This window comes from Deltaproteobacteria bacterium (assembly GCA_016208165.1).
Taxonomy (GTDB): Bacteria; Desulfobacterota; Desulfarculia; order JACQYL01; family JACQYL01; genus JACQYL01.
This window is the reverse complement of the sequence record JACQYL010000123.1, coordinates 45,543-67,991: the sequence shown is the minus strand read 5'-3', so window position 1 is coordinate 67,991 and position 22,449 is coordinate 45,543. Positions and strand designations below refer to the sequence as shown.

The following is a 22,449-nucleotide window of genomic DNA, read 5'->3' as shown; positions in this document are numbered from 1 at the left end:
GAAACCATGCTGAATTTTAACACCGCTTGCCCAGGACCTCCCCGGCGTAGGAAGAATCCCCGGTCGCGTAGGGGTGGGTTTGAAACCCGCGCCTGCATCGCTTACCTAACCCTCAGTCTCAAGGCAGCCCCAAAACCCTCTTCCCCAATCCTCTTATATTCTGGACCGGTTCATTCCCTATTTCAACATTTCATCGAAGACTCGACGCTTGAATCGTCTTTTCGCATGGAGTAAGAATGAACTGACAATAACGAAGTCCAACGGCGCGCTGGAGACCCGTCAGGAGCTTGGAACAGATCCCTCCTCGAAACGGCGAGAAGCAGAGGCACGGTTTCACGGGCAGGCTTTAAGCGAGGCCTTGGTCGCCGGCCGTGGGCGCCATCCGAAAGCCACATCAAAACACAAGGAGAGGGCTTTATCCATGGGAGTTCATGACTTCACGATTTATGACATGATCCGCCGGAATGCCCGGACTCATGCCGACAACGTCTCCGTGGTGTTCAACGACAGGCGGCTTACCCACATTCAGTTCAAACATCATTGCGACCGGCTCGCCGGCGGGCTGGCGAATGCAGGCGTCGGGAAGGGCGACCGAATTGCCGTTGTTGCCCAGAACAGTGACGAATATCTGATCCTGTACGGCGCGGCGTCGAAATTGGGGGCCATTGTTTTGCCGGTGAATTGGCGCTTTCAGTCGAATGAGGTGAAGTACGTGCTCGAAGACGGCGCACCCAAGGTACTGTTCGCCGGCCCGGAGTATCAGGCGTCTGCGGTCGAGGCCGCCGGAGGGATCGATACCATCCAGGGCTTCTATTCCATAGGGGGCCATGGGACTTCAGACCGGTTCCAACCCTTCGAGGCCCTCTATTCCGAAAACGACGCCGATCGTGATTTCGACGTATCCACGGAATCCGGATACGCGATCATCCATACGGCTGCGGTCGAAGGACGCCCCAGAGGCGCATTGGTCAGCCAGGGAGGAGTGACCGCCGGGAATCTGATGATTATGCAGAGGTACGGCATAGGACCGGGAGACGCCCACGTCTGCCTGATACCGTTGTTCCATATAGCGGGTTTCGGCCTCGCCATGGCCGTTATGCACGCCGGGGGCAAAAACGTGATTATGGATCGTTTCGATGCAAAGACCGCTCTGAAGTTAATCGAAACCGAAAAGAGCACCATTTTCTTCGACTTCGCCCCGATTCTCAAGTCATTGATGGACGCCAACGACGAAGAAAAGCGAGATATCTCGAGTATCCGGATGGTGGTGGGGCTCGACCAGGCGGAAAATATTCTTCGGTTTCAAAAATGGGCGCCCGGAGCCTCGTTCTGGTCGTTGTTTGCTCAGGCCGAGGCCCTTTGCGTGACCACCGCACCCTATAATGAAAAACCCGGAAGCGCCGGCATCCCTTATCCCACGGCCCGAGTGGCCCTTTTCGACGATTACGACAGGGAGGCGCCCACGGGCGCGCCGGGGGAAATCTGCGTCCGATCGGCCAACGTATTCCGGGGATACTGGGGCCTCGACGAGCAAACCCGACACACGTTCCGAAACAATTGGCACCATACGGGCGATATCGGACGTTTCGACGAAGACGGCTATCTCTGGTACGTCAAGAGAAAAGCCGAGAAAGAGCTGATCAAGACCGGAGGAGAAAACGTCTATCCATCCGAGGTCGAGAAGGCGATCCTTACCCACGACTCCGTGAGGGAAACGTGCGTCATCGGCGTACCGGACAAAGACTGGGGCGAAGCCGTGAAGGCCGTGTGTGTCCTCGAACCGGGGGCGCAATTGAAGCCCGAAGAGCTGATCGAGTACGTGGCGTCCAAAATCGCAAGATACAAGAAACCCAGGTACGTGGTGTTCACGGATCGTCTCCCCAAGAAAGCCGACGGAGAAATAGACCGGGAACGTGTGAAAAAGGATCACGGAGGACAATGCTGAGCCGCCTAAACAGCATGCGAAGCCGAAGACGATCGGTTTTTTTCGGGGATAACCAGCCAAATAGGGCAGGATCATGGGCGGCCGCTCGCGTACGAGCGGCTTTGCAAGTTATATCAGCCGCCAAGTTTCCCACGTCGCACAGCGACAGCGTTTGTGGCGTAACCGACTTATATTGTTGGGTTTTGCTGCGCTCAACCCAACCTGCAAAATGATGCTTTGGCCACCCCCTCAAGACCCTGAGAGTACGGATTGGGTTATGGAGCGAAAGCCAATCCATACTGGCGGCTCCCCCCCCACGAGGGTGATGGGGCCTATTCGGATTTATGCCCCCGATCGTGCAACTTCTCGAACGGCTTCTTAGATCATTCCGCATCCACCCCGAATCCGTATCGGTTTTGTGTCCGGATCCTGCGATTTCCGCCCATGTCCACGCCTCCCTCGTACGAATCCGTCCCGCTTCGATCATAGAACAGGCCCGTCGCCCACAGGCTGGGCCAGAAATCGGGCAGCCTGCAATAACCCCTTCCGACCCGGGCGCGGTATCGGTCGTTTCCTTCATGATCCACCAAAACGCCGAATCCGAGGGGTTTGACTCCGGCCCCCTGGACGTCGGATTCGTTCAGGTATTCGTCGTTTCCCGCAACGTCGAACAGAATTCCTCCCCCACGGTCCAGTCCGCAGCCCGCCGCATGGTGACGGCCGAGATAGCGGTCCGATCCCGCCACATCCAGAAGGAGCCCCATGCCGGCGTGAATCCCTGCCCCCTGCCCGTAATTGTCGAGCGTGTACGAGTCGTTTCCTCCGGAATCGACCAGCGCTCCGACGGCGTACCAATAGCCCGTTCCCTGGGCCAGGCTCCCGGCCCTATATACATCGTCTCCCTCGAGGTCGCAGAGCAGTCCAACCCCGCCGGAGAGAGCCTCCCCGGGGTCGGACCGAAAGCCCTTGCCGCATCCCTGGCCAAGGGAACCATCCCGAGCAGCGTCCTTTGCATCTCCCGAAGCATCCGGATCGAGTGAGAACACATCATTTCCCGAGAATTCCAACAAACCTCCGAGCCCCCTGGTTTCTCCATACCCATGAGAGCCTGCAACGGCTTTGTACCTATCCCTACCGGCCAAATCCGCCAATATCCCAATTCCATATGCCGCAGCCCCCTGGCAGAAACGCCCGCCCGAATAGGAGTCGTCGCCCGAAGCGTCCAGCAGAAAGCCGGTTCCGAGGATCGCGGCGCCCAGACCCACCCCTTCGCACCTGTATTGGTCATCACCGTCCAGATCCAGCAGCAGTCCCGTTCCCATGACGGCTCCGCCAAAGCCGGCCGGCGCCGTCGAGCGATATGAATCGTTCCCGGAAAGATCGAGATAAACCTGCACCATGGGCTGATCGCCGTCGTCCGGCTCCTCGCGAACCCACTCATCGTTTCCTCCAAAATCCACGATGAGGCAACCGGCATGCCGGATCCGGTGATCGCGATTTCCGTAGAGGGCCACCGTGCCATAGGGTGTATTCGCTTTCCAAACCCAATCCGGGCGGCCTTCCGGAGTCCACTCCCTGTATCTGCCTAATACGCCCGAAGTTCGAGCCAACGCTTCCAGCAACCGATCCTCGGCCTCCCACACACCATCGAGATCGAGGTCGGCGATGGTCTTCGAAACCCAGTTCAACGATGAACCGGACAACTTTTGCGTTCCGGCCCAATCCAGACACGCCCTTCTCAGCCGGATTCGATCCGCTTCCGAAAGCCCATCGAGGGTGGATTGCCAGGCCTCCTGAAGCCGGAGGACGGAAGCCAGCAAATCCCCCAGACACGCCGACAGCGATTCCGGCAGCAGGCGGTTTAATTCTTTTATGGAGTCGGATTTCGAAGAGACGTTCTTCTCCGAAGAATCCATAACTTCGGACAACAGATCCGGTAGCATCGGCGCCCGTCGGGAAGGATAGTGGGATGGGAACTCCGTCCGGCTCCCTTTGGACCTTGGAAAGGTAATCGCCCGAGCGAAGCGCGCGAACTCGCCCGAGAAGACAGCACCTCGCGAAGCCGCTGGAGAAAAGAAGTCCGAGAATTTTCCACACAGCTCCAAGGCCTTGTCGGGCGCCTCCAACGGATCCCCCAGCCAGTCTTCCACGATTGGAAGTCGATCCCGGTCCGGAAGCACTAGGTAATACCGAGGCAACGAACATTCGAAAACGGTTCCGTAGAAAGCGCGCCACATCCCCATCAGCTCCGACCGGTCGACGTTCCAGATGGTCGATGCTCGCTGAAACGGATCCGCTGCTTCAGGCAAAACGGTTTCCGTCGCCTTTCGGTCGAACACATCCTCCAGTGGCAGTGAGAAACCGAAGTCCTCTTCCACCACGGCGGACTTCCCGCCGTTTTGTTTCAGACCGGTCGGATAGAGCTTCCTGCAAGCCCTCTGCGCGAAGTACGAAACGTAGGGGTCAGAGGGGAATTCGAGTTCCGCCAGGGCTCGTTCCGCGTTCCGGGCGTTCATGAATACCAGAGCGCCTGCGGCCTCGACCTGCAGAGAGGCTACGGAGAGACGAAGCAGCCGGATCAGCGCGCGCTCCGTTTCCTCCACCTCAACCGCATCCCGGTCTCTTTCAGCCCATGCCCTTCCCTGGAAACCAAGGGAACGCACCATGGCCAAGCGAACCTCGAGGGGAAGCGCGGGGCGTTCCGCCTCACGCCGAAAGCGATCCGTTGCGCCCGGACAGGCCAGTTTACCGGCGCACAACGCGGCCGTCACCGCGACTTCGGGTTCGCTGGATTCCAACAAAGAGAGGATTTCCGGGCACGCTTCGCTTTGCTGGCGCAGGGCGACCCATCCCATGAGGACTTTAAGACACAGGGGATTCCGTTCCAGTGCGAGCCGGTTGCGAACAATGGACAGGATTCCCGGTCCCTGATCCGCTATCCACGATGCAGCCTCAATCCGTTGCGGTTCGCCACCGTGCTTCAGCAGTTCCACATTGCGCTCGAACCCGGAACTTAAATCATTCAAGGGTGGTGAAACCGATTCAGAGCAAAGAGGAGGCCCTCCCGGTGCAAGGACGCACCATAGAGCAACAATAACCCATGCAAACCGTTGATGCGGAACCGTTTTCATCAGCAGGCGGCTCGAAGATCTTTATGGACGGCTTTGCTCGATTCAAGCACTGGAATCGAGTTTCAGAAACGCCAGGACAGACCGACCTGAACAGAGCGATCCGGTTGAGGAAAATTCGGATTCTGAAATTGCGTGGTGTTAAACACGTTCAACACGTAGCCGAACACGTGAAGTTCCTGTGAGGGGCCCAGGTTGAGAAACTTTATACGGATCTGATAATCCACGATGAACCGACGGTCTTTGGTTTCAGGTATCGACGAATTATAGTATACGCGGCGACCGGTCAAGGATTGAGACACGGTCTTCCAGGTATGCCGGAGCTGAATATCCCAGAATCGCCTGGGGATGTTCTGGACGACCTTATCCGTTTCCTTGTCCACCACGTCCACAAACGTAACTCCTGCGTCCAATCCCAGATTCCAGAATAAATCCGCGCCCACCCGCGTTTCAAAGCCGCTTCGGCGTGCTTTGGAAAGGTTCTCGTAGCGATCCCGCTCGAAGTTGAACACCATCAGGTCATCCACTTCGGCCAAAAAGCCGTTCACTTTTACCTGCAACCCATTCACTGGGAAGGTATCGAATCCCGCTTCGATGTCCACACCCGTTTCAGGCTTCAAATCCGGATTTCCCCGCATGGGATCGTTTAGCCAGATCAGAGGAGGTGCGCTGAAACCCCTGGCTACTTGCGTGCGTAACCTCGTGCGCCAAAAAGCAATACGGTATACAACCCCGCCCGACGGATTCAACTGGGACCCGAATTCCGAGTTATCGTCATACCGCAATCCGGCGTTAACGGTCATGGAACCAAAAGACACCACGTCGTTGGCGTAAGCAGCCATATTTCGCGAATCCAGGTCATCGCCGATGGTGCTGAAGCTGTACCCACCCCATTCGCCGTCCCAGCCAAGCGTCGACTGATGCTCGTCGTTCCAATGGTAAGAGGACCGGAAAGAGCTGCCATACGTGTTTTCAACGTAATGGTAAGCTTTCTGGGTCGTACCTTCATCCATATAATGGTAGTTCGAAAAGTTGACGTACCTTTGATTCCATGCCGAAAGGCTCAATTCCAAAGGATCGATCGGTACAACCCGGACTTGCGCGGTCTGGTAAAAGCGACGGGAATCGACGCGTTCATAAAACGACTCCAGCTGGGGCAGCGGATTATCGAAGGCTCCTTGCAGATAATTGGCTGTAAGAGACGCTTCGACCGCATCCGAGAATCGCTTCCGGACGTTGACATACGCGTTATTGCGCTTCGCCTCACCGTGGTCTATGAATCCGTCGGTTTCGGCATGGTTTCCCGAAACCCGATATCCCCATGAGCCCGGAGAGCCGCTCAAACCAACCCCTCCAATGACGGTTTCGTCACTACCCGCGATCAGTTGAGTCTCCGTTTCGAGGATCTTCCCGCCCGCGGGAGGCCGCGTTATAATGTTGATCACGCCTCCCAAGGCCGAGCCCCAGGCGGAGGAAGCGGCCCCCTTGTATATTTCCACATGATCGACGATGTTCAGGGGGAATTGCGAAAGATCGGCTATGGGGTTTGCCAACTGGTTCACTTTGATACCATCGATGTAGATGGTAACCTGCCGGGCTTCGGAACCATGGATCGACGCCGTGGCAAGGCTGCCCAGGCCCCCGTTGAAGTCCACGAACAGTCCCGGAACAAGACGCAGGGCTTCAGCCAGATCTCTCACGGGGGTCAGTTCGAACTCATCCCTGGTAACCACGGAAATATTCGCGGCAGCCCGATCCAACCCAAGTTCGCTCCGGGTTGCAGTGACAACAATGGGTTCCAGGGAGTAACCGGTTTCCGAGTTGAAAACGGAGAACTCCTGCGCGGAAGCGGGTGGCGGGACCAGACCGAGTATGAACAGGGAAATGGCAACCATGGCCCTGCCGAAACGTTCACCTCGAATATGGATCATACGACGCTCTCTCCGGATGCAGCCATGGAGAAATGAGAATCCTTTTCAATCGCAATCCGGTTCGTTCGGAAACGAAGGCCCGGAGGGAAGTTGCAGGCGCCGTTCGTTGCGTCATGGCCGGGACCGTCGCAGCTTCCGGCGGCCCGAAGTCGGACGCTCGAACATCACAAACGCCTGACGGCCAAACCGCTTGACTTGATACTGTTTCCTCTTAAGATAGTATAATTTAAAGACATTATCGAGTACTCAATGTAGCTTCATGAAAAGACCGTAGCTATTATCCCGGCCGGTGCGGTAGAAGAAAATATGCTTTTTTTCCAAAAGAAATTGTTCTTCAAGCTTCTTGGCTTCCTGATCCCTACCTCCATCATCGGCGTTGCCCTCACTACCCTGTTTCTGACGGAAATCAGCCGGCAATTCAGCCGATCGCAGGCAGGGAGCTTCTGCGAATATCTGTCCGAGGACATGGGAAGCAGGATACAATTCTTCCTGGACCAGTTGGGAGACACCCTGGAATTGATTGCGACCTCCATAGAGTTGGGAAAACCCGGAGAGCTGCAGCAGAAAGTGACTCTTCTCGGGATCAGGGACGACCTGCCGTATGTTCGATTCGCCTCATTGATCGAAAGAGACGGACAGGTCGGCCTCTCGAGCACCACCCGCAAGTCCGAGGTTATGGATAAATATCGACGTCTGGAATTCGGTGATCGAATATTCTCCGGACCCTGTCTGACCAGTATCCTGAGGGACGAAGAAGGATTCCCCCTCATGTACGCTACGGTTCCCGTACACTTCAGACAGCGTGTGGAACGGATCCTGTTCCTCGAATTGGACGCACGCTATTTCTATCAAATGTTCACGTCCATGGTCGGTCTTCCAGGAATCATTCTGGAGCTGATTGAATCCAAGGGCATGGTGGTTGCCACCAATCTCGTGCAAAATACCTTCGAGGCCTCCCATGTGCCTTATGCGTACTACCTCAGCCATGTCGGTAAAGGACAAAGGAACCGCTGGGAGGAGGAAATCCAGGGCGAGGAGAACCTCATTCACATGCGATTCTACCCCGAGACGGGATGGGTGTTTGTTGTGCGCGGGGTATATTCGAGGTTGTTCGCGCAAAAAGCCGAACTCTACATGGAAAGCATCCTGATCGGGGCGTTCATGATCTGGCTTTGCACCGTAGTGGGCATGTACGCGGCGCGCCGATTCTTGAAACCCATCCGAAGCCTCCACGAATCCGCGATCGCCATTTCCCGGGGAGATTTTTCACAAAAAGTCAACGCAACGAGTCATGACGAGGTGGGGAGACTCGCCTGGGATTTCGACTTGATGCGATCCAATCTCCTGGATCATATTGAGCGGGAGTTAAAAGCTGTCGAGGAGAAGGCCAGGCTCCAAAATCTGGCCGCCATGGGAGAAGCGGCAAGCAAAGTGAACCATGAAATAGGAAATCGTTTGAGCAATATCTCCATGTTGCTGGACCTTCATCGGAACCAAGGTATTTCCGGGTCGGGCCAGGCCTTTTTTCAGGCTATCGAGCAGAATGTGGAGCGCATCGATCAGATCTGCCGCGACTTCTCGAGATTTTCCAGGTCCAAATTCATTCACCCTGAAATATTGCCGGTTCAAAGCTTTCTCTCCTCCATTGTTGAGCAGAATCGGCTTGTGCTGGAAAAATACGGTGTGACTGCGGAGCTCGAGGTCGAGTCCGATCTTCCGGCTATTTGGGCGGACCCCGGGTTGTTGGAGCACGTGTTTAACAACTTGATCCATAACTCGTTGGACGCCATGTCGGAGGGAGGGACCATTCATATTTCCGCTCGAGCTTGGGACCACAGACTCGTTGTGGATTTCCTTGACTCCGGTCCGGGCATTGCGAAAGAAATGCACCAAACCATATTCGATCCATTTTTCACCACCAAACGGGGGAAAGGGACCGGCCTCGGACTGAGTATCGTCCGATCCGTCGTTCAGGCCCACGAAGGAGAAGTCAACTGTGTGGAAGATGGCGGTGGGGCTCACTTTGTGTTAACGTTTCCGCTCTGGCGTTCACAGGGGAAAAAGCGCACACTCGAACCGGAGATTCCAAAAGTCAGGGAAGAAACGATCGAACGGGAAGCGAGGACCTCTTGAAAGATTTTTCGACATCGAAGATCCTACTGGTTGATGACAACGAAGAATTCCTCGACATTATGTCGCAGTTGGGCAAGTCCAGCGGTTTCACTTTCACTACCTGCTCCTCGCCGCTCCGGGCCATCAACCTGCTGTCGCAGGAAGAATGGGACGCCGTGATAACGGATATCACCATGCCGGAAATGAGCGGGTTGGACCTATTTCGAATCGTTCAGGACCACGATCCGCGTCTGCCCGTGATTATCATCACCCAGTACGGCAGTACGGAAGGAGCGGTTGAAGCCTTAAAAGAGGGCGCCTACCACTACTTCGAAAAGCCGATCAGAAAAGATCAGGAACTGTTCTGGCAAACGCTCAGGCAAGGCATCATCAAAATGTGGCAAGAGCGGGAACTGGAACGTCTGAGGAAAGAGAAGTCATTAGAAAAGCAAGTACCCGCGGAAATTCTGGGAATCTCGGAAAATGTCCAAGAGGTGAAAGCGGCCATCAGAGAAGTGGCCAAGTATGAAATCGACCTGCTGATTACGGGGGAAACCGGAACCGGTAAAGGATTGGTGGCCCGCGCCATCCATGATCTCAGTCCACGCAGGGAAGGCGTCTTCCTGACCGTAAACAGCGCAGAACTACCCGAAACGCTGCTGGAAACCGCTCTTTTCGGACATGAAAAAGGTGCATATACCGGCGCCGCCACGAGAAGTCAGGGCTACTTTGAAACGGTGAACGGCGGCACGCTGTTTCTCGACGAAATCGGTGATGCGTCGCCCGCCTTACAGACGAAACTTCTGAGGGTCTTGGAAGAAAAGACGTACCAACGAGTCGGAGGGAGCGAGCGTTTTCGTTCCGATTTCCGGCTCGTAACCGCCACCAACATGGACTTGATGAAGGCGATCGAAAACGGTGCGTTTCGGCGGGATCTCTATCACAGGATCAATATTTATACGATACACCTTGATCCGCTGCGCAAGAGAAAAGAAGACATCAGCATTTTGGCCCGCTTCTTCTGCAGACAGTTGAGAATGGAGACAGGAATCGAAGTGGAAGGCATCACTTCTCAAGCGGAGGACCTTCTCCACTCCTACCATTGGCCCGGAAATGTCCGGGAATTGAGAAACGTGGTGCTCCGCGCCAGCGTTTCGTGTCAGGGCAAAATGCTTCGAAGCCCAGACATCGCTCGGCACATTCCTATCGGACTGGATGATGCGGATCGCGCCGGCTCGCTCCACCTGAAAGAAATGGAGCGGCGTATGATTCGCCTTGCTCTGGTCAGAGCTGAAAACAACCAAACCTTGGCCGCCAAACTGCTTGGGGTCAGTCGAAATACGCTCATTTCGAAAATCAAGGCCTATGGCATGGAGGAGGAATTGGATTCCATTGCTCAAAATCTGGGCAATCCGGAGTAGGCTGAACCCCACCAATTGCTCAATTATTGAGCGGCTCCCCGACCTCTTTTTCGCATCAAGATCGTCTATCGCTATTTTGTATGTAATATCAATAGGTAAGCCGCCCCCAAATCTCGCTGCGAATCGCGGCCTACTTGGCATGTATCTTGCTTTACTGAGGAGCACTGGGCTCGGGTTTCCGTGACGGCGGGGACATCGAGGAGCCGCTTTGCCTGTGCTGTATTGGTAAAGCCCGGCAAACGCGCGAAACAACTTCTGGTGAGCCGTAGGACGTCGAGGGGAAAAACCATGGGTTCGATACTGCTTTTAATGGAACAAAACGAATTTCACGACTTGCTGGCCTACTATCTGGTCCAGAAGGGTTTCCGGGTGTTGCGGATCACTCCGTCGGACAACGCCGACTGGTCGGATATGGGCAACGTTCAGGTCGTAATCGTGTCCAGCGATGAATATCGGCTTAACGGACACGCCGTGTTGCCTCAACTCCGCATGAAGAATCCTTTCGTTCAAATCATTCTGATCTTTGAAATGGAGGAAAGGTGGCCTCTGGTGGATCTGGAGGATCCGGACATTTTCGGTTATTTTGAAAAACCTTTGCTTCGAAATCGGGACATGTTCCTCTTAACGGTACGGAACGCGTTTTCATTTGCATCACTGCAATCTCGACTTCATCAAACTCTGGCAAACTTAAATCCTCGGACGTCCGATTCGGGCAACGCTCTTCTCACTGAGTAACACTTTCGCTTGCGGACCAAACCATACCATTTCCATCATCTGCCCGGCGGAGAGGGATAAGGCCGTCCCGGTATGGGCTGCCGGGCTGCCGTATCCCATCGAAAAAAGGACCGCGCGGGAGTTTGGCTTTTGCGTTTGAAGGTTTCTGCTTCATTGTGTATATGTATACCTATAGACGGAAGGATCTCCATCGTCTGAAGCGATTCGCCGCCTGACGTTGCCTTCAGAGTCACCCCCCCGTCGGGCGCCAACGCACTGAAACGGAATAGTCTCAAGGCAGCGATCGTACAAGGAGAACACTCATGTACTGCAACATGGTTTTCTGCGATCGAGATAGCCTATGATGGATTTATCTACATTACGCATTTCGGAAGAGCTTATTCCTAATTGGCTGGGAATTTCCCATGAGAAAGGCGCGCTGTCCGTTTACGATACGGTACGGGCGATCATCGAAACGCGGCGCAGCATACGGGAATACTCGGAAAGGCCCGTGACTACGGAGACGCTTCAGGAGCTGATTGAAATTGCCAACTGGGCTCCCTCTCCTGAGAATGCACAGAATTGGAGAATCGTCGTGGTTCGGAATCCGGAAATGCTCGACAGAATCAAACGATTCCTGACCATCGCCTTTGATAAACAGATCAAGGAAAAGCTTGGAAAGGCGCTCGAAGAGAAGCCGAAAGTTGTTTCGCGTACACGAGGTTTCTTTTCTACCTTGGGCGGCGCCCCGGCAATGATCTTCGTTTTCGTGGTTCCAAGCGGTCATGGTGTGGAAATCGACATGCAATCGGCTGCGGCCTGGACCCAGACTTTTCTTCTCGCTTCCCACTCAAAAGGACTGGCCACTTGTTGGTTCGCCGGAGTGCTGTATTGTGAAGATGAGATCCGAAACGAACTCCAGGTGTCGGAAGGCCGGCTGGCTAACGGCATAACCCTCGGCTATCCATCCAAAAGCCGACTCTACGTGCCCAAACGGAAGAATTATCCCGACGCCCTGAAATGGATCGACTGATACGGACCGGCGCGCGTTCTCGAGTATCCGGGATTAAAGAAAAGAAGCCTGTAACGGAATGCGAATACGAGGACCGGAAAGCCTCGCGCACGTGAAGTGCGCCTCGATGACGTCAGAGCTCTCGGCCCTCGTGGATGTCACCACCCTCCCCAAAGCCTTGGGCTAACGGTCAGCGCGGATACTCTCCGTTGTTTCAGTCTCACCAAAACCGTCCCGTCCCCCGAACCGGCCCCGAGAATCGATCCTTCCCTCCGACGGAGCGGATGCACGCGGTCAAAAGGGCGTCTTCAGGTGCGCCGGACTCATCCAAACGATGGGGCGCCTTGAATTGGTCCTTTTCAGCCGCGTGCCTCGCACGGAGACAGAGTGTCCGTGCATGCAAAGGCGGAGGGGAGCTCGCTCCAACTCTTCAACGCTAAACGATCCTCTCTCCGCCCATCCCCATCGAGGCCAACGCCGGTCATGACCCCGCGTTTCAACCACGACCCGAAACCGCATGTACCGGACGAGCCGCCGTCGTTGCACCCGGCTTGAGCCCGGGCCCGCTTCGATCTCCGGACCGGTCATCCGTTCATCCGGCCTTTTCATAAACATGAACTTTTCCCTCCGATTTAAAAATAATTGCTAAGTTTACATCCTGCTTTTCAGTGCAATTCATTGTTATTATAGCCTGAATTACAAAAAATAAAAAAAATGACTTCGATCATGAATTTGAAAGTAAAGTTCTACAGCCAATTGTCGATATATAAAAGCAACTGGTACAGCCGAGATATCGGACCATATGACGGCTTGGCTACTCAAACATGGCGACAAAGGGGATCGAGGCACGTGAAGCAGATAGCAACGAAGTGTTATCCGATCTTTCTACCCGGCGTCAGTCTGTTGATACCTATCCCGCCCCCCGGGTGGGCGACGGTAATTGACAGGAAAAAGAGGACTCCCGATAGGCGGGATGTCGAAAAGCTCTTCTGGGGAAGGGAATCCCCGGGTGCGTAATCAAGGAGGATTCGTATGGCTTTATCTATTGTAAACAACTTGGCTGCATTTACTGCGCAGCAGTCGTTGGCGCGAACCACTTCCCATCTGGAGAAGGCCTTGAGCCATCTCTCCACGGGACTTCGCATCAACTCGGCAGCGGACGATCCCTCCGGTCTTGCGATTTCGGAGCGGTTTCGCACGCAGATTCGAGGTCTCGCCAGGGCTACTCAAAACGCGATGGACGCTCAGTCCATGCTGCAGGTCGCTGAAGGGTCTTTGGCGGAAACACACAATATTTTGCAGCGAATGCGCGAGTTGGCTGTGCAAGCGGCCAACGGCGTACTCACGGGTAGCGATCGGCTTGAGATTCAGAGGGAGATCGATCAGCTTAAGCAGGAGATCGACCGGATCGCATACTCTACCGAGTTCAATACGAAGAAGCTGCTGGATGGCTCTTCTGCAGCTCTCTGGAGCGCGGACAACTCGGATATCAAGGCGATTATCCGAGGCAAGGTGGCGGAAGGCAACTATCAGCTTGTCAAGAGCGCCGAACCTTTGACCAACCACGTGTTGAAATCGGACATTTTCAGGGTGAAGGACGGCGCCATTTCACAGGTGGAGGACGGGTCCCCCAACCAGTTCCGTTTCTCCCTCGGAACCAATGGAGACGTGACGGATGCCACCACCACCGGAAACCTGAACCTGATTTTCAGCTTTGACGGCGGAGCTACCACGTTTTCCGTGTCCGTCAACTCCGGTTCAGGCGCTGCGGCGGGTTTCTCCGACGCCGAAGTCCTGGCGCGATCCATCAATTCAGATCAGGACATCAGTCCGTTTGTGGAGGCCGAGCTGGTGAGTGGTGGGGATATCATCATTCGCGCGAAGGGCATGGACACTTCCACCGATCTCTATCGTTTGACCATGACCGTCACGGGGGGATCGACCACAACCTGGCAGGGTCAGATCAGTGACTGGACCGGCGGTAACCTCGCCACGGATTCGGCCATCTGGAACACAGGGGTTGCCTTCACCGGATTCGACACACTGACCATCGAGGGCGGAACCGCCGGCACTCTGGGCAGCGATCGTCAGAACAACACGGACAACGTGGTCATCGACAAGGTGAACGACGCTCGGGGACTGACGGACGGTGACTACGACATCATCACTGTCGCCGGCGACGCCAACCGATCACTGGATCTGGAAACGGACGCCGCTTTCCTGATAGGAGCTTTTCGGACCTCCGAATCCACCGGGGAAATCACCGGTATCGGCGGTGTGGCGTTGGCGGAAAACTCCTACGCGATTGTGGAAGTCATTGGCGAAGGCATCAGTGGGGCCCTGGACCTGCGGGTTTCCTGGGACCAAGGTTCGACCTGGTCCACCCATTTCGACTATACTTCCGGCGCGGATGCGATTCAGAAAGTGGAAGGGGATGCGACCAATCAATTCACTCTCACGTTGGATACAGGGACATTTCGGGCAGGAGACAAATTCCTTCTCGGATTGCAGAACGCGATTACGGATGAGTTCGGAGCTGTCAGGCTGACCGGTTCGGCCAACGAGTGGATAAATGTGCAGTCGGCGGACGGAGATTGGAATCCCCGAGAAGGCAGCGCCGGGGCGGATTTCAACACCTTCAACCACGGCTTGTGGGAAAGCGCCGGAGATAACCCGGCAAACGGAAGTGCGAGCTTAACCTTTGCCCGAATGGACCAGGAAGGGCGGATTCAATTCGGTTCCATGGACGTGCAGTTCGGCAGCACGTTTACGGACAGGAGCACCAACGTCAGGGTGCTCGGTTCCGGGGACGTAGCCGGACCTGACACCTTGTTGTCCAAAGTGGATCGGTTCTATGACTCCAATGGCAATTTCGTTTTGGGCGAAGATGGGAAATGGATCGATGTGTACACCGCCGACGGGAGCAATGCGACGCTCTACATAGACGGCGGCGACACCATACAAGAGCTGGCGGACAAACTCGAGCAGATCATCAGCCTCGATACGACGGACCAGGGCTGGACCGGCCTGAATTTGGGCCGGGTGCTGGATGACGTCGGAATCAACCACGTGACGGATTACGTCATGAACAGCACGGAAAATTCCGACGAAGCCGTGCCGGGAACCATCGTTATTCGTTCGCCGAAGCAAGGCACAGGAGGCTATCTCTACTTCAGTGCGGAGGAAGATGTTCTTAAAGCGCTGAGTCTGGCGACCATCAATGATCCTGCCGACGAGGTCGATCCTCTGACCGTAAAGGTCTACAACGCGCACACCGGTGAACTGATCGGTTCGGACAAAGTCAGCGACAACGTGCTCCATGGCGTGATCGAGGGTGTGGACGTGATGATCGACTCGAACGTGGATGTGTCCTCTTCATGGAACGCGACAACCAAGCAGGTCGATTTCTACAGTTCCCCCGGCGAGGAAGTCGAGTATCTCCACATTGTCAGCTCAACCACGGACTTCCAAATCGGCGCCAACCCCGGACAGACCATGAACGCGTACATCGCTCAAATGGACACGCTCGCGTTGGGCGTCCAGAATGCGCTGGTGATCAACCAGGCCACCTCGTATCAGGCGATGGATCGCATCGATCAGGCGATTCAGATGGTTTCATCGGAACGGGCTCGGATCGGCGCTTACGTCAATCGCCTGGATCACACCATAGCTAGTCTGGCGGTCCAGGAGGAGAATCAGCTTGCAGCTGAGTCTACCATCCGGGATTTGGATATGGCGAAGGCCATATCCGAGATGACTCAATACCAGATTCTGCAGCAGGTCGGAGTGGCGATGCTGGGACAGGCAAACACCATGCCCCAGACCCTGATGACATTGCTCAGATAGGCGTTCCCCTAACCCTCTCGGCGGTTTCAGTCATGGGTCGCCGCCGAGAGGCCCTTTTTTTCGAATACCCTGGAAAAGCGACCTGTCCTTATGGGTGGTTCTGGGGGCCTTCGGCACACAAAGGAATGCCAACCGGACTGTTAGTCCGGTTGGCATTAACAAGAAAGGAGAAAAGAGTTATGAAAAAGCCGCCTACCGTTGCGGGGGTTACTTGCCCTATTGCAAAAGCAAGTTTCGGGCCAAACCAGTAAAGCCCGGCGAAATGAAAAACAGTGAATTATATCAATAGATTATATCCAGCCATTGTATTGCCTTCAACGCGATGCGAACACAAAAGTAAAAAATGTTTTACCGTTCATATCCCCCGTTTTTTCTGCTGTCGAATAAGAGTCTGATATCCCGTAACTTATTCTGGTAAAGAAAATTGTACCGCTTCAAAGTACGATATTATATTTTTTCATCTTGTAGCGAAGAAGATTCTTTTCGATGCCCAACAGTTCCGCAGCTCGTGTTTGAACGTTCTCGCTCTGCTTCAAAGCGCGCCTGAGCATTTTCTCCTCGATTTCAGCCAGCGCGTCCGGAAGTTTCTTACCGATGGGAACGCACCGGTCGACGTCGAATTCCGACTGTTTCACGACCAGGAGTTCCTCCGGCAGGTCGTCTTTCCTAATTTGCTTCTCATTACACAGTATCACGGCTCTTTCAATGGCGTTCTCGAGTTCCCGCACGTTGCCGGGCCATTTGTGACTCAATAGGATGCGCCAGGCTTCCTGGCTCAATTCCATAGGTCCCCTGCCGTTTTCCTCCGAGTATTTCTTGAGGAAATACGAAACCAACAACGAAATATCGTCCGCCCGTTCGCGTAAGGGAGGAACGTTGATATGCACTACATTCAGCCTGAAATAAAGGTCCTCCCGAAAATTCCCCTCCTGTACTTCCGACCATAGATCTTTGTTTGTGGCCGCGATGATCCGTGTATCGACAGAGATGGTCCGGTTTCCACCCACGCGCTCAAACTCCCTCTCCTGAAGCACGCGCAGGAGCTTGACCTGAAGATTGGACGACATGTCGCCAACCTCATCCAGGAAGAGCGTTCCCGTGTCCGCCAATTCGAAACGCCCCTTTCGCATGGATACGGCGCCCGTAAAAGAACCTTTTTCGTGTCCGAACAGCTCGCTTTCCAGCAGGGTATCCGTTAGCGCCGAACAGTTTACGGAAATGAAGGGCATTCCCTTTCGGTCGCTATTGAAATGGATGGACCTTGCGATGAGTTCCTTCCCGGTGCCGCTTTCACCGCTGATGAGCACCGTAGCCTTTGTATTCGCCACCTTCTGTACCAGTTCGTACACTTTCAACATGGCTTTGGACTTGCCCACAATGTTATCGAACTGGTATCGCTCGCTGAGTTCCTTGTTCAGCAAGCGATTTTGTTTGAGCAGGCGGTGCATTTCCAGGGCTTTCCGGACAGTGAGTTTCAGCTCCTGATTCTGGAATGGTTTGGTGACGTAGTCGAATGCTCCTTTCTTCATGGCTTCCACGGCTTTTTCCACCGTACCGTAGGCGGTCATCATGATTACGGGAAGGTCCGTATCCTGCTTCTTCACCATTTCGAGCAGTTCTATCCCACTGACTTTAGGCATCTTCATATCGGTAACGATCAGATCCAAATCGCTGTCGCGCCATTTCCTCATGGCATCAACCACGCTTTCGGCGGTCAGTACCTCATATCCTTCCTCGCTCAACAGCGTCTCGAGCACGACGAGATAGTTCTTTTCGTCGTCGACGATCAGTATGGTTTCCATGTGGTTTCCTTTATTGGTAGATGCTTTCCCGGCGCATGGGCAGGATGATCGTAAACCGTGTGCCCCTGTCTCGTGAAGGGTTCAAGTCGCTTGTCACCGGGCTCTCTACGTCAATCCAGCCTCCATGCCCCTCTACAATATTCTTCACGATGGAAAGCCCCAGTCCGGTACCCTTTTCCCGAGTAGTGAAAAAAGGCTGGAAAATATGTTTGAGGGTTTCGGCCGGTACGCCGTCTCCCGTGTCCTCCACCTGCACCGTTTGAACGGGAACGCCGGCATGCATGCCATTGGACAGAGAAACGCGCATCTTTCCACCGTCCGGCATGGACTGGATGGCGTTGTTGAATACATTCAGGAGTCCCCGGTACATCAGATTAGGATCGATGTGTATGGGCTCCAGGTCGGCTTGCAGAGAGGTCTGTATCTCTATCTGAAACCGGTTCGACTCGGGCTCCAAGACTTCGAGGTTTCTGAGGATCAACTGACGAAGATCGTACGGTACCGGATTCGGTACCTGTGGCCTGGCAAAATCCAGAAATTCCGTTACAATCCGGTCCAGGCGCGTCGATTCTTCGACAATCACCTGGGAAAGCCGGTTACCCGGCTCGTACTTTTCCATTCTCTGCGCCAGCATTTCTCCCGTACTTCGAATGATTCCCAACGGATTACGGATTTCATGGCTTACGCCCGCCACCATCTGGCCCAGGCCGGCAAGACGTTCGGCATGATTGAGCTGTTCTTCGAGCCGTTTCTTCTCTTCAGCGCGTCGATGGATGATCCGCTGCGCCCTGTGGACGATCAGCAGAAGGCTGACAAACAGAAACGTCATTACCACTATAAAAATGGCGATGGTCAACGTCTGGTTTTTCAATATGGACAGATAACCGACGGTAATGTCCTGAGTGATCTTCAAAACGCCGATGACTTTCTCCGATTTGGTTTCCAGCGTCAGATCCACTCGAAAGGGAGCATAAGTACTCAAAAGTCTGACGCCGTCACCTCGATCGCCGCGCACCAGCAGGCTCGCGATAGAACCTGTTGTCTCGAGCAAAGAAGACGCTCTGCCCCTGAGTGCGCTCAGATAGTGTTCGTCAGGCTTGATGGAAAGCCCGAACGGTCCCTCCTGCCGGCTTTTTTCGAGCATCTGGTCGATGGTGTACTCGGTCGAGTAGACCATCAAGTCATCGTGACTATAAATAACGACACGTTCGACGTTGAAACCGTATGTGGTGCCGCGAACCACTTTATCCAACAAATTATACTGCTTGGGATCCCTTAACGACATTTTTCCATAGACCAATGCCGTGGGCATTACGAATTTCTGAAACACCTGATGGTTCAAATTCTCGGCCAGCAGCACGGCGAACTCCTCGTTCCGTTTGAGCAGCATGCTCTTGTCCCTCTGGAAGAAGAAGAAGGACAATAGGATTGTAGCCACAAGGATCACCACGAAACTGGCCACCGAGAAATACTTGACCAAACGAAAGGGCTTCAGCGCTTTTCCTTGAAGTTCCAGCTCATTATGTTGTGTCGTATGCATGAGTGTATTAACCGGATGCCTGAGTTGCAGTCCAACACCACCCGAGGGCGTGACGCCCGCGAGCACCTCCGAACCCCGCCCGGACGGGGTTCGGGAACTCATCATTCTTCCGGGGCCCCCGCCGTTCCGCCGAAGTCGAGGTCTCCGTGTTCAAAATTGGTGGGGCTGTTCAGGAAACCTGTGTCCGTATTTCCCCGGCAGGACAAAACAACGCCTATGTTACTGCCGGTTCTATTGTGGATCCCTTGCCTTATGGGCTCTCTTGAGCCATGCCAGCCACTCGCCCAGCTTTTTCTCGTAGCCTCTGCTCCGAGGCTGATAGAACACTTTGCCGGCAAGCTGCGCCGGAAGATGGACCTGACCCGAATACGCGTTCTCATAATCGTGGTCGTATTGGTATCCTTTGGCGTAGCCCATTTTTTTCATCAACTCAGTCGGCGCGTTTCTCAAGTGAAACGGAACCGGAAGGGACCCCTTCGTTTTTACTTCTTTTTCCGCGTCCTTGTAGGCCGTGTACACTGCGTTGCTTTTTGGAGCGGCAGCCAGATAGATCGCCGCATGAGCCAGGGGCAGGTAACCCTCCGGCAATCCAACGAACTCGAAAGCCTGAAAGGCGGCAACAGCTACCTGCAGCGCCCTCGGATCCGCGTTTCCTACGTCTTCCGAGGCCAGAATGACCATCCGCCTGGCCAAGAAGCGCGGATCCTCCCCCGCCTCCAGCATGCGGGCCAGCCAGTAGACCGCCGCGTCGGGATCACTTCCTCTCATGCTCTTGATGAAGGCTGATATTAAATCGTAGTGTGCTTCGCCGTCTTTATCATAACTCGGGATCCTCTTTTGAGAGATCTCTTTCAAGAGCTCCAGGTTTAACCGACGCGGCCTTTCGGACATGGATGACAGCACTCCCACCGCCAACTCGAGCTGATTCAGCGCAACCCGGGCGTCCCCGGAGCTGAATTCCGCCAGGAACACAAGGGCCTCTTCGTCCGCCTCGATGCCGGCCTCCCCCAGCCCCCGTTGCCTGTCCGCAAGAGCGGCGCGAAGAATCCCGATCACTTCCTCGGTTTCCAAGGGGCGAAGCACCAGGACCCGGGTGCGGGACAGCAACGGCGGAATGATCTCGAACGATGGATTCTCGGTTGTAGATCCAAGCAGCGTAAGGAGCCCGTTTTCGACATAAGGCAACAAGGCGTCTTGCTGCGCTTTGTTCCAGCGGTGGATCTCATCCACAAACAAGAGCGTAGGCACGTCACGATTCGACTCGGCGCCTTCGACGATTTTTCTAAGCTCCTTCACACCCGACAGAACCGCGGAAATGGTCTCGACACGCCCCCCCATTCGGTTCGCCAGAATCCTGCAGAGCGAGGTCTTACCGGAACCGGGCGGTCCCCAGAAAATAATGGAAGCCCGTTCCCCGCTCCGGGCCAGGTGACGCAAGAGTTTCCCCTCTCCGAGAAGATGCTTTTGCCCCACGAATTCATCCAGATCGTTCGGTCTCATTCGCTGAGCTAAAGGAGCAAATGGGGAGCCGGTATTCGATTCCAAATTCTGAAAATCCCTGCTGTCGGGCGATTTTTCGGTTCTCATGGTCTCTGTTTTGCTTCCGTCGGGTTCATTTGCGATAGACGGCCTTGCCGATCGGACCCTATCCTTTTACATCATGATGGTCTGATTAATCAAACGACCTTGTTATGACAGCGCTTCCAGCAGGTATGGCACCAGAGAATCCCGATTCTCCTCCGACACCTTCACCAGCAGTACATCAGGCCGGGCCTTGACGTTCTGAATAAAGGATTCCCCTTTCATCGAAATGGAACCGATCACCCGATTCTCCGCATCGAGGGCTCGAACGACCGCTTCGCGAAACAGCTTCGAGAAACATTCCATTTTCCCGATCTCATCGATCACAACAACCTGTTTCGACGTTTGCGGAACCATGGAGGGAACGGCCAATCGATCCAGGGCCTCCAAATTGATCCCATACCGGCCCACGCGATGCGCGCTTTTTATGTTGACATGAGCCAGTACGCCCGCCCTGCCATCGCACGTGAGGATGGAAAACCCTACTCGTCTCCCCTGTTCCCGGATCTCACGTGTGAAAAAGCCGGTTGCGGGCAGTCCCAGCCGCTGAAGCAACTTCTCGATAACCGTGGATTTACCGATTCCCGGCGGCCCGGTGACGAGAACGTTTCCCCTGTTCATCCATTTTCTCCTTCCAGAGGCCGTTTCCGATGGAGGAGGGGATGACTCGTTTTCGCCATTTGGCCGCATATACATGAAGGCAACTGCTCGTGGGCGCCCACGGCCAAGACGCCTCCGGCGGCCAGGCTTTGAAAAACCTTTAAGAACGCATCGTTCCGACGCGCACCGGACAGATACGTTAGAATGCCGTTCCTGAGTAAGATCAGCTGAAAGCCCGATGCCGGAGGGTTCTCGCGGTCGAGGGAATGCACCTCCCAGCGAATGCCGTGTTTCAAGCTCTCGGAAACAGCGAACCTTTTCCCCCCATCCGAAGCTGAAAAGTACCGGGATCGCCATTCATCCGGCAGTTCTCTGAGACTGCTGCGAGGATATATCCCTGTCCGGGCTTTGGTAAGCGCCTCCACGTTCATGTCCGTGGCCCATAATTCAAACTCGGGGAGAGGGCCGCAGCGTTCCTCCAACCGGGTCCACACTATCAGGAATGTGTACACTTCCTCCCCACAAGCGCATCCGGCGCACCAGATTTTCATACACGACCCTGCCGTTAAAAGTTGATCCGGCAAAATTTCTCGCTCCAGTGCATTCCACATGCTCCGATCTCTTAAAAAGCGGCTTATGGTGACGGACATCAGGCGCTCGCTTCGGGCTTTCTGCGCCGGCTGTACGTCCAGCAGACTCACATACTCCTTCACGGACCGGGATTCCAACTCCTGCATGTGTCGGGAAATCCGCTTCATCACTCCTTTTCGAACCCGGCGGTATCCTTCCCACGAGTACCCATACCAGTCGAGCAATTCCCGAAACTCCTTGTCATCCA

Annotated in this window: 13 protein-coding genes; 6 read left to right on the top strand and 7 right to left on the bottom strand. The window is 54.8% G+C overall.

Annotated features, from left to right (window positions below):
• Positions 1-421: 421 nt before the first annotated feature.
• On the top strand, positions 422-1,945 hold the full coding sequence (locus HY788_22295) for an AMP-binding protein (GenBank protein MBI4776876.1): 1,524 nt from the start codon (positions 422-424) through the stop codon (positions 1,943-1,945).
• Between the two features lie 362 nt (positions 1,946-2,307).
• On the opposite strand, the gene HY788_22290 is transcribed toward HY788_22295, so the two are convergent.
• Together HY788_22290 and HY788_22285 are read right to left on the bottom strand one after the other, a co-directional pair.
• A complete protein-coding gene (locus HY788_22290) occupies positions 2,308-4,950 on the bottom strand; it encodes a hypothetical protein (protein MBI4776875.1) in 2,643 nt (880 codons plus the stop codon).
• A 167-nt stretch (positions 4,951-5,117) separates the two neighbouring features.
• Positions 5,118-6,983, bottom strand: a complete 1,866-nt coding sequence (locus tag HY788_22285; protein MBI4776874.1) for a TonB-dependent receptor — start codon at positions 6,981-6,983, stop codon at positions 5,118-5,120.
• A 306-nt stretch (positions 6,984-7,289) separates the two neighbouring features.
• Between HY788_22285 and HY788_22280 the strand changes: the two genes are divergently transcribed.
• The 5 genes from HY788_22280 (at position 7,290) to HY788_22260 (ending at position 16,088) form a co-directional block, all read left to right on the top strand.
• The gene (locus tag HY788_22280) at positions 7,290-9,116 is read left to right on the top strand and encodes a sensor histidine kinase (protein MBI4776873.1); all 1,827 of its coding nucleotides are present in this window, start codon (positions 7,290-7,292) and stop codon (positions 9,114-9,116) included.
• Positions 9,113-10,516 (top strand): sigma-54-dependent Fis family transcriptional regulator, encoded by a 1,404-nt coding sequence (locus tag HY788_22275; protein MBI4776872.1) that lies wholly within the window; start codon positions 9,113-9,115, stop codon positions 10,514-10,516. Before HY788_22280 ends, HY788_22275 begins: the two co-directional genes overlap by 4 nt.
• Positions 10,517-10,804: 288 nt before the next feature.
• Positions 10,805-11,251 (top strand): hypothetical protein, encoded by a 447-nt coding sequence (locus tag HY788_22270; GenBank protein MBI4776871.1) that lies wholly within the window; start codon positions 10,805-10,807, stop codon positions 11,249-11,251.
• A gap of 340 nt (positions 11,252-11,591) precedes the next feature.
• On the top strand, positions 11,592-12,263 hold the full coding sequence (locus HY788_22265) for a nitroreductase family protein (GenBank protein MBI4776870.1): 672 nt from the start codon (positions 11,592-11,594) through the stop codon (positions 12,261-12,263).
• Positions 12,264-13,274: 1,011 nt separating this feature from the next.
• Entirely contained in the window at positions 13,275-16,088 is a 2,814-nt protein-coding gene (locus HY788_22260) for a hypothetical protein (protein MBI4776869.1), read from the top strand.
• A 434-nt stretch (positions 16,089-16,522) separates the two neighbouring features.
• On the opposite strand, the gene HY788_22255 is transcribed toward HY788_22260, so the two are convergent.
• The 5 genes from HY788_22255 to HY788_22235 all read right to left on the bottom strand — a co-directional run bounded on the left by HY788_22255 (position 16,523) and on the right by HY788_22235 (position 22,426).
• On the bottom strand, positions 16,523-17,890 hold the full coding sequence (locus HY788_22255) for a sigma-54-dependent Fis family transcriptional regulator (protein MBI4776868.1): 1,368 nt from the start codon (positions 17,888-17,890) through the stop codon (positions 16,523-16,525).
• Positions 17,891-17,900: 10 nt separating this feature from the next.
• Entirely contained in the window at positions 17,901-19,430 is a 1,530-nt protein-coding gene (locus HY788_22250; protein MBI4776867.1) for a two-component sensor histidine kinase, read from the bottom strand.
• Between the two features lie 231 nt (positions 19,431-19,661).
• A complete protein-coding gene (locus HY788_22245; protein ID MBI4776866.1) occupies positions 19,662-21,017 on the bottom strand; it encodes a replication-associated recombination protein A in 1,356 nt (451 codons plus the stop codon).
• 102 nt (positions 21,018-21,119) lie between these two features.
• Positions 21,120-21,632: an NTPase gene (locus tag HY788_22240; protein MBI4776865.1), complete on the bottom strand. Its 513-nt coding sequence runs from the start codon at positions 21,630-21,632 to the stop codon at positions 21,120-21,122.
• Complete coding sequence (locus HY788_22235) at positions 21,629-22,426, bottom strand: hypothetical protein (GenBank protein ID MBI4776864.1); 798 nt, start codon at positions 22,424-22,426, stop codon at positions 21,629-21,631. Before HY788_22235 ends, HY788_22240 begins: the two co-directional genes overlap by 4 nt.
• Positions 22,427-22,449: the final 23 nt, after the last annotated feature.

Coding starts and splice junctions, on each gene's coding strand:
- HY788_22295 (MBI4776876.1), top strand. CDS start 422: ATGGGAGTTCATGACTTCACGATTTATGACATGATCCGCCGGAATGCC.
- HY788_22285 (MBI4776874.1), bottom strand. CDS start 6,983: ATGATCCATATTCGAGGTGAACGTTTCGGCAGGGCCATGGTTGCCATT.
- HY788_22280 (MBI4776873.1), top strand. CDS start 7,290: ATGCTTTTTTTCCAAAAGAAATTGTTCTTCAAGCTTCTTGGCTTCCTG.
- HY788_22270 (MBI4776871.1), top strand. CDS start 10,805: ATGGGTTCGATACTGCTTTTAATGGAACAAAACGAATTTCACGACTTG.
- HY788_22265 (MBI4776870.1), top strand. CDS start 11,592: ATGATGGATTTATCTACATTACGCATTTCGGAAGAGCTTATTCCTAAT.
- HY788_22260 (MBI4776869.1), top strand. CDS start 13,275: ATGGCTTTATCTATTGTAAACAACTTGGCTGCATTTACTGCGCAGCAG.
- HY788_22255 (MBI4776868.1), bottom strand. CDS start 17,890: ATGGAAACCATACTGATCGTCGACGACGAAAAGAACTATCTCGTCGTG.
- HY788_22250 (MBI4776867.1), bottom strand. CDS start 19,430: ATGCATACGACACAACATAATGAGCTGGAACTTCAAGGAAAAGCGCTG.
- HY788_22245 (MBI4776866.1), bottom strand. CDS start 21,017: ATGAGAACCGAAAAATCGCCCGACAGCAGGGATTTTCAGAATTTGGAA.
- HY788_22240 (MBI4776865.1), bottom strand. CDS start 21,632: ATGAACAGGGGAAACGTTCTCGTCACCGGGCCGCCGGGAATCGGTAAA.